Source organism: Streptomyces sp. AK02-01A (assembly GCF_033795305.1).
In the GTDB taxonomy this organism is placed as follows: Bacteria; Actinomycetota; Actinomycetes; order Streptomycetales; family Streptomycetaceae; genus Streptomyces.
In genome coordinates this window covers 1-5,952 of the sequence record NZ_JARBAE010000097.1, presented here as the reverse complement: position 1 = coordinate 5,952, position 5,952 = coordinate 1, and the positions used below count along the sequence as shown (strand labels likewise).

7 protein-coding genes are annotated in these 5,952 nt (G+C 70.2%); 6 read left to right on the top strand and 1 reads right to left on the bottom strand.

Features of this window, described 5'->3' with window-relative positions; genetic code table 11:
• Positions 1-96 precede the first annotated feature (96 nt).
• A complete protein-coding gene (locus PV679_RS35705; RefSeq protein WP_319685449.1) occupies positions 97-378 on the bottom strand; it encodes a group II intron maturase-specific domain-containing protein in 282 nt (93 codons plus the stop codon).
• Between PV679_RS35705 and PV679_RS35700 the strand changes: the two genes are divergently transcribed.
• The 6 genes from PV679_RS35700 to PV679_RS35675 all read left to right on the top strand — a co-directional run bounded on the left by PV679_RS35700 (position 359) and on the right by PV679_RS35675 (position 5,851).
• Positions 359-1,024: a hypothetical protein gene (locus PV679_RS35700; protein ID WP_319685448.1), complete on the top strand. Its 666-nt coding sequence runs from the start codon at positions 359-361 to the stop codon at positions 1,022-1,024. The two genes, PV679_RS35705 and PV679_RS35700, sit on opposite strands and share 20 nt — an antisense overlap.
• A gap of 51 nt (positions 1,025-1,075) precedes the next feature.
• Positions 1,076-2,359: a hypothetical protein gene (locus PV679_RS35695; RefSeq protein ID WP_319685447.1), complete on the top strand. Its 1,284-nt coding sequence runs from the start codon at positions 1,076-1,078 to the stop codon at positions 2,357-2,359.
• Between the two features lie 6 nt (positions 2,360-2,365).
• Positions 2,366-3,667: an MFS transporter gene (locus tag PV679_RS35690; RefSeq protein WP_416069876.1), complete on the top strand. Its 1,302-nt coding sequence runs from the start codon at positions 2,366-2,368 to the stop codon at positions 3,665-3,667.
• Positions 3,668-3,735: 68 nt separating this feature from the next.
• The gene (locus tag PV679_RS35685) at positions 3,736-4,410 is read left to right on the top strand and encodes a hypothetical protein (protein ID WP_319685445.1); all 675 of its coding nucleotides are present in this window, start codon (positions 3,736-3,738) and stop codon (positions 4,408-4,410) included.
• A gap of 229 nt (positions 4,411-4,639) precedes the next feature.
• On the top strand, positions 4,640-5,122 hold the full coding sequence (locus PV679_RS35680; protein WP_319685444.1) for a PIG-L family deacetylase: 483 nt from the start codon (positions 4,640-4,642) through the stop codon (positions 5,120-5,122).
• A 3-nt stretch (positions 5,123-5,125) separates the two neighbouring features.
• Positions 5,126-5,851: a WbqC family protein gene (locus PV679_RS35675; RefSeq protein ID WP_319685443.1), complete on the top strand. Its 726-nt coding sequence runs from the start codon at positions 5,126-5,128 to the stop codon at positions 5,849-5,851.
• The last annotated feature ends 101 nt before the right edge of the window (positions 5,852-5,952 follow it).

The window sequence follows — 5,952 nt, the reverse complement described above, 5'->3', positions numbered from 1 at the left end:
TGGGGCTACCTCACGCCCCACGAAACACGCCTGCGCTACCAGCAGGGACAGGCCCTCGCGGCATAACGGAAACGTGTCCATGATCACGGGGAAACTTCAACGCGTGGTGGTCACCTTGGCCGGGTTGAACAGTGGCCTTTCGTCCGAGGCCGGCCACCATCCGACGTCGCAGTAGCGGCGGCGGAGGTCCTTCCAGGTGGACCGGCGATGATTGCGGCGCAACCAGCTCCCGACCTGGCGCCACGTGTAGTGGCTCAGGTAGGCGAAGGTCGCACTGGACACGCCGGGCCGGAAGTAGACGCACCAGCCCTTGAGCGCCGGGTTGAGCTGACGCAGCAGGGCATCGAGCGGCTGGCTCGTGTCTGTCGTCCGGCACATCGTCCTGACCTTGCCGGTGCTGGCCTGCACCTTCGAGCGCGCCAACCGCAGTCACGTTTGGGCCGAGCCATGCCCACGTACCCCCCTGTGCTGCGATGTGCGGCGCACCGAGGGCACAGCCGATCTGCTCACTGAACTGCACCGCGGCGAGCCTGGCTTCGCCCCGTACCTGCTCACCGCCTGGTCACCCGTGCTGGCTGCCTGGGACACCGTCACCCTGCCGGACCTGGCGCGGCTGCTCGACGAACCGCTGGCTCTGCGGAAACCGAGGACCGGGCACACCGCGTCCCGGCAGCTCACCTGGCACTTCGCAATCCGCAACACCACCTCCGTGGAACTCAACGACGACCACTGGTTCGAGCTGACGCGCGAAGTCGTCGACGTCACCGGCATTGAGCGGGACGACGATCCGGCCGCCTGCCGGTGGGCCGCCCTGCGTAACACCGCCGACGGTCTCGACATCGTCGCCACCGTCATCCGCGCGGACGGCCACTGGGCCCGCCTGCACAACGACGCCTACTTCGCGCGCTCCGCCTGCTGGAACTTCGCCCACGACCACGGACTGGACGGGCCGCCCCCGATCACAGGCATGTACCACTCCTCTCCGGCCGGGCCAAATCGCGGAATCTCCGGATCCTCTTCCTGACCGTCCGACCACCGGGCTCGTGCCCGTTACTCCCTTTTCGAGGTAGACGCCGTGCTCGCACGCCTGCAGCGCACTGGCCACACCGCCGGCCTGCTCGCCTATCTGTACGGGCCGGGCGAGCACGGCCATCACATCAACACCCGCCTGATCACGGGCGACTGCCACGACACCCCGATCGAGGTCCCCGCGCAAGGCGACGCTCTGCCGTACCTGGCCCGCGCCCTCGACGCGCCCGTCAAACGCCTCGGCACCCGGGCACCCGACCGGCCGGTGTGGGTCTGCTCGGTCCGTGCCGACCCCCGCCACCCCGACCTGACCGACCCTCAGTGGGCCGAGGTCGCTCACCGCATGGTGGTCACCACCGGCATCGCCCCGGACGGCGATCCCGACGCCTGCCGCTGGATCGCCCTGCGTAACCAGCCCCACCGGGTCTATGTCGTGGCCACCCTCGCCCGCGAGGACGGCAGCCTCCACAACACCTACCGCGAGGCCTCCCGCATCCACGCCGAATGCCAGCGCATCGCCACCGAACTCGGCCACCTGCCCCCAGCCCCACACCCAACAGCCCGCATCCAGGAGTTTCACGTGCCCGCCCCCTCCATCACCATCAGCATCGAGCCCAGCGGCAGCGGCAGCGTCACGGCCAAGGGCGCCAGCGACGACCTGTCCGCCGCGCTCCTCACCCACGCCGGCTTCCGCCAGATCGAGGACTGGTACGGCCGCCGCCACCGGCTACCGACCACCACCACGGAGGCGGACCGCGCCTCCATCGCGTCCCACGCGGCGGAGATGCTCCGTGCCGCCCGGTACGACGTTGGCCTGGATCCTGCTCTCGACGCCGACCGACTGACCACCCCGACCGATCCGTCTGGGGCCTATGTTGCCGGAGCGCAGGTCCTGCGGCTGACGGACGACATCCGTGGCGCCGCGAACGCTGCCGAGGCCGCGCGTGCCATCGACCAGCTCCTCGATCCAGCCGACGGTGTTCTGGTCCGGCTTCAGGAGGCCCTCGAAGCCGCCGGGGAACAGGTCACCGACCTTGACGACGATGCCTGGGAACTCTCCGACCGCTTGACCGTCGCCTCCGAGCAACTCGCCACCGTCGGAGAGGAACTGGCCGGAACGGCTGCGGAGATACGAATCCTCGACAGCCCGCCACAACGGGAAAGCAGCGACCGGTCCAGGACCGCCGCCCACAGCGGGGTCCCCGTCGCCGGCGCGGCCCGCGCTACTTCACCCGCTTCGGCCAACGTGCCGCCCTCGCTTGGCCCGTCGGTGCCCGCGTCCATCACGCCCGCGTCGCCCGCGCAGGGCTCCACCCCGCGGACCCGGTGAACCGTGATGCTCTCCTCCCCTTCCTCTTCACCCGACCTGACGCGTACGTATCTCATCCGTGCCGCTGATGGCCTGGCGAGTATGACGGACTCGTACGCGATCCCGCTTCTGGTGCTCCTCACCACGAACTCGACGACGCTGACGGGCGTCGCGTTCGTTGTGCAGTGGGTACCGCGCCTGGTGTCCTTCTCGTTCGCCGGATCGCTCGTGGACCGGTGGGGTGCCGGCCGGGCCTTCCGTACCGCCAACCTCGTCCGGGCCATGGTGCTCGCGGTGGTCGGCGGGGTGCTGCTGGTTCTGCCCGCGACCGGTACAGCGACCACCTGGGTCGTCATGACGTTCGGGGCTGTTTCGGGGCTGGTGGCGGAGGTGTCCTTCGTCGCGGTCGAGACCCTCGGCGCCGCAGCCGGCCGCCGGCCCGGCGAACGGGCGCACCGGGTCCAGGCGGTGCAGACCGGTATCGACCAGGGCGCCCTGCTGATCGGACCGCTGCTCGGCGGTCTGGTGCTGCTGGCCGGCCCGCCCGTGCTGATGGCGGTCATCGCCGCCCTGGCCATGACCGCGGCGGCCGGTGCGCGGGGTCACGGTGGTCCGGTGGATCACCGTCCGGTTCCCAGCAGTCTGCTGACCGGCTGGCGGACCCTGCGCCACATTCCTGCCCTGGCCTGGCTGGTGGGCGGTCTCGCCGCATCGAACCTGTCCCTCGGTGTGCTCCAGGCCGCCACTCCCATCACCGTGGTGCAGCGGTTCCGCCGGCCTACTGTGGACGTGGGGATGATGTGGAGCCTGGCGGCCGTTGTCTCCCTGTTCGCCGTCTGGGCCGCCCACCGCGCCCTTAGCCGCTGGCAGGTGTGGCCGGTCGGCGCGGCAGCCGCCGCCCTCTCCACTGCGGCATGCCTGGCCACCGCCCTCGTGCCCGGCTTTCGTGCCTACACGGTGGTGGTCGCGGTACTGATGGCCGCCGACGGTGTGCTGACCGTGGTCCTGCGCACGCTGCGCGGCCGTCTCATCCCCGCCCGCGCGTTCGGCTCCACCCTTGCGGTCACGATCATCCTGCTCCTGCTGCCGTTCCCCGCCGCCGGAATCCTCGTCGCCGCCGTACCCGCCGCCGGAATCCCTCACCTGCTGCTGGCGTGCGCCGTGGTCCAGGGCGTGGTGCTGGGCGCGTGCTTCGCCGGGCTGCGCCGGCACCGCGCCGAGGGCAATCCGGCGCTGTCGCCGGTCCGCGTATCCGGCCCGGCCCCAGCTCACACGGCTCCGGCTGACACGCAAGCCAGTGATCCGGCTGTCCCGGTTGATGTCCCGTGAACACCCTCACACAACCGCGCCCGGTCCTCCTCTCCTCTGCCCAACCCCCCTTCTATGGAGGCTTTTCCATGTCACGGTCCACGCGTCTAGCTGATCCGGTTCTGATCGTGGTCGGCGGTACGGACCCGGTGCTGCGCGGCTACTGCATGGAGCGGGCCGCCGCCGCGTATCCGGTCGCGCTGATCGACGCCAAGCCGCCGACCTGGCAGCAGGACCTGGTCGTCGACCACGAGGTCGCCGATCCCCGCGACCCCACGTCGGTGATCGCCGCCGGACTCGCGCTCGCTGAACGCCACACCGTCGCCGGAGTCCTGACCTGGGACGAATACGCCCTCGTCGCGACCGCGCACCTCGCCGCCCGGCTCGGACTGCCCGCCAGCACCGTCGCGTCGATGAACGCCTCCCGCGACAAGGCCGCCAGCCGCCGCCACTTCGCCCAGCACAACGTGCCGTCCGCGACATCCACCACACCTCGAAGACCGGGTTGTGGAGAGGGCCGTCGAAGCACACTCACCGCCCGCCACCTCCCCGCCGTACCCGGCCCGTTGTATCCGTGGCTGCGCCAGGTGACCTGGCTGCGCAATGTCGGCGACCAGGTCTGCCTCCCGCCCACCGCATCCCCGGGAGCCGCCCGGATCGGCTTCCTCATCGTCACCGCCGACAGCCCCGACGAGGCACGCAGCCGTCTGACGGCTCTCACCGACCAGCTCACCCTGGCCGTCGAACCCCACGCCACCGCCTGAACCGTCGCCGGCCCGCAACCGCCCCGCGACGGGAGGGGCTCCGCCGCGTTCCTCGCCCTCGCGGCATTACCCCGTTGATCGGCGGTGGGTGGGTAGAGCAGTGTGATCGCGGCGGTGTCCATCCCGGCCTCGCCCCAGCATTTCTGGCCCTGTCGGTAGGACTGCAGCTGGGCTGCGACCGCGTCGTGGCCCGCATCGGTGAGCAGATCCACCGGGGTGCGGTCGGCGGGTGGCCGACGTGGAGGTGACCTGTCTCGGCCTCGCTGACGGATCCCTGCACCCAGACCGGAATCTGATCTCGGCCATCGAGAGCGAACTCGTACGCCTGCGCTGCACCACCGTGATCACCCACAGCCCGCACGCGGACAACGACCACCAGGACCACCGCGCGCTCGCGGCGGCGACCGCCAACGCCGCCACCCGCGTCCCGTCCTGCCACACCGTGCTGTACGGCGAACCGCACGCCCCGCGCAGCGCCTTCGCCCCAACCGTCCTGGTGGACATCACGGCCTTCCTGGACGACAAGGTGAAAGCCCTGGCCCGGCACGAGTCGCAACGAGGCCGCTGGTATCTGGGCGAGACCTACACCCGCCAGCGCGCAACAGCAGCCGGCTGGCGGCTGCGGCCCTCGGCCGCTGCGGCGGGCCGCGCCTTCGAGGCGTTCGAAACGCCCCTGCTCACCCTGCTGCACCCTGTGCCGGAAGAGGAGTAGTCCGTGATCTACATCGAGCAGCCACCGTTCCTGCCATGGCTCGGTTTCTGCGAGGCGCTGATCGCTTGCACGAGCGTCGCGCTCTACGACGACGTGCAGTTCACGCAGGGCGGCTGGCAGAACCGAAACCGGATCAAGACCGCCAACGGCCCCGCCTGGGTCACCGTCCCGGTGGTCCGTGCGACCGGCCAGCTCATCCGTGACACACGGATCGCCGACGGTTTCGACGTGCCGAGCGTGGTCAAGACGCTACGCCTGGCGTACGGACGTAGCCCGTACGTCGAAGAAGCCCTCCAGGTCATCGAGCAACCCCTGTCGGCTGGCCACCGGTGGCTGGCTGACCTGAACACCGATCTCGTAACGCAGATCGCGCTCGCGCTCGGCTCCCGCGCCTCCCTGCTCCATACCTCCCGGATGTCCTTGACCACCGCCGAGGGCAAGAGCGAGCGCCTGGCACATATCTGCGCTGCTGCTGGTGAGCGGGAACTGTGGGCTGGTTCGGGCACGCGGCAGTACCTCGACGCCGTAGCGCTCGCTGAGTACAAGATCACCGTCACCTGGAACGAATTCACAGACCGGCACCCGTGCTACGTCCAAGCCTGGCCGAAGCAGGGCTTCGAGCCGGGCTTGTCCGTCATCGACGCCGCCTGCGCGATCGGCTGGGCCGGGGTGTCGGCCATGCTCCGCGCCGGCCTGAGCGCCTACCGCCCCACGGGGGAAGCACGATGACTCGTGAAGTTTCCCCGTGATCATGGACACGTTTCCGTTATGCCGCGAGGGCCTGTCCCTGCTGGTAGCGCAGGCGTGTTTCGTGGGGCGTGAGGTAGCCC

Bases quoted from the DNA above. Each gene is read 5' to 3' on its own strand.
- PV679_RS35685 (WP_319685445.1), top strand. From the start codon at position 3,736: ATGTCACGGTCCACGCGTCTAGCTGATCCGGTTCTGATCGTGGTCGGC.
- PV679_RS35705 (WP_319685449.1), bottom strand. From the start codon at position 378: ATGTGCCGGACGACAGACACGAGCCAGCCGCTCGATGCCCTGCTGCGT.
- PV679_RS35690 (WP_416069876.1), top strand. From the start codon at position 2,366: ATGCTCTCCTCCCCTTCCTCTTCACCCGACCTGACGCGTACGTATCTC.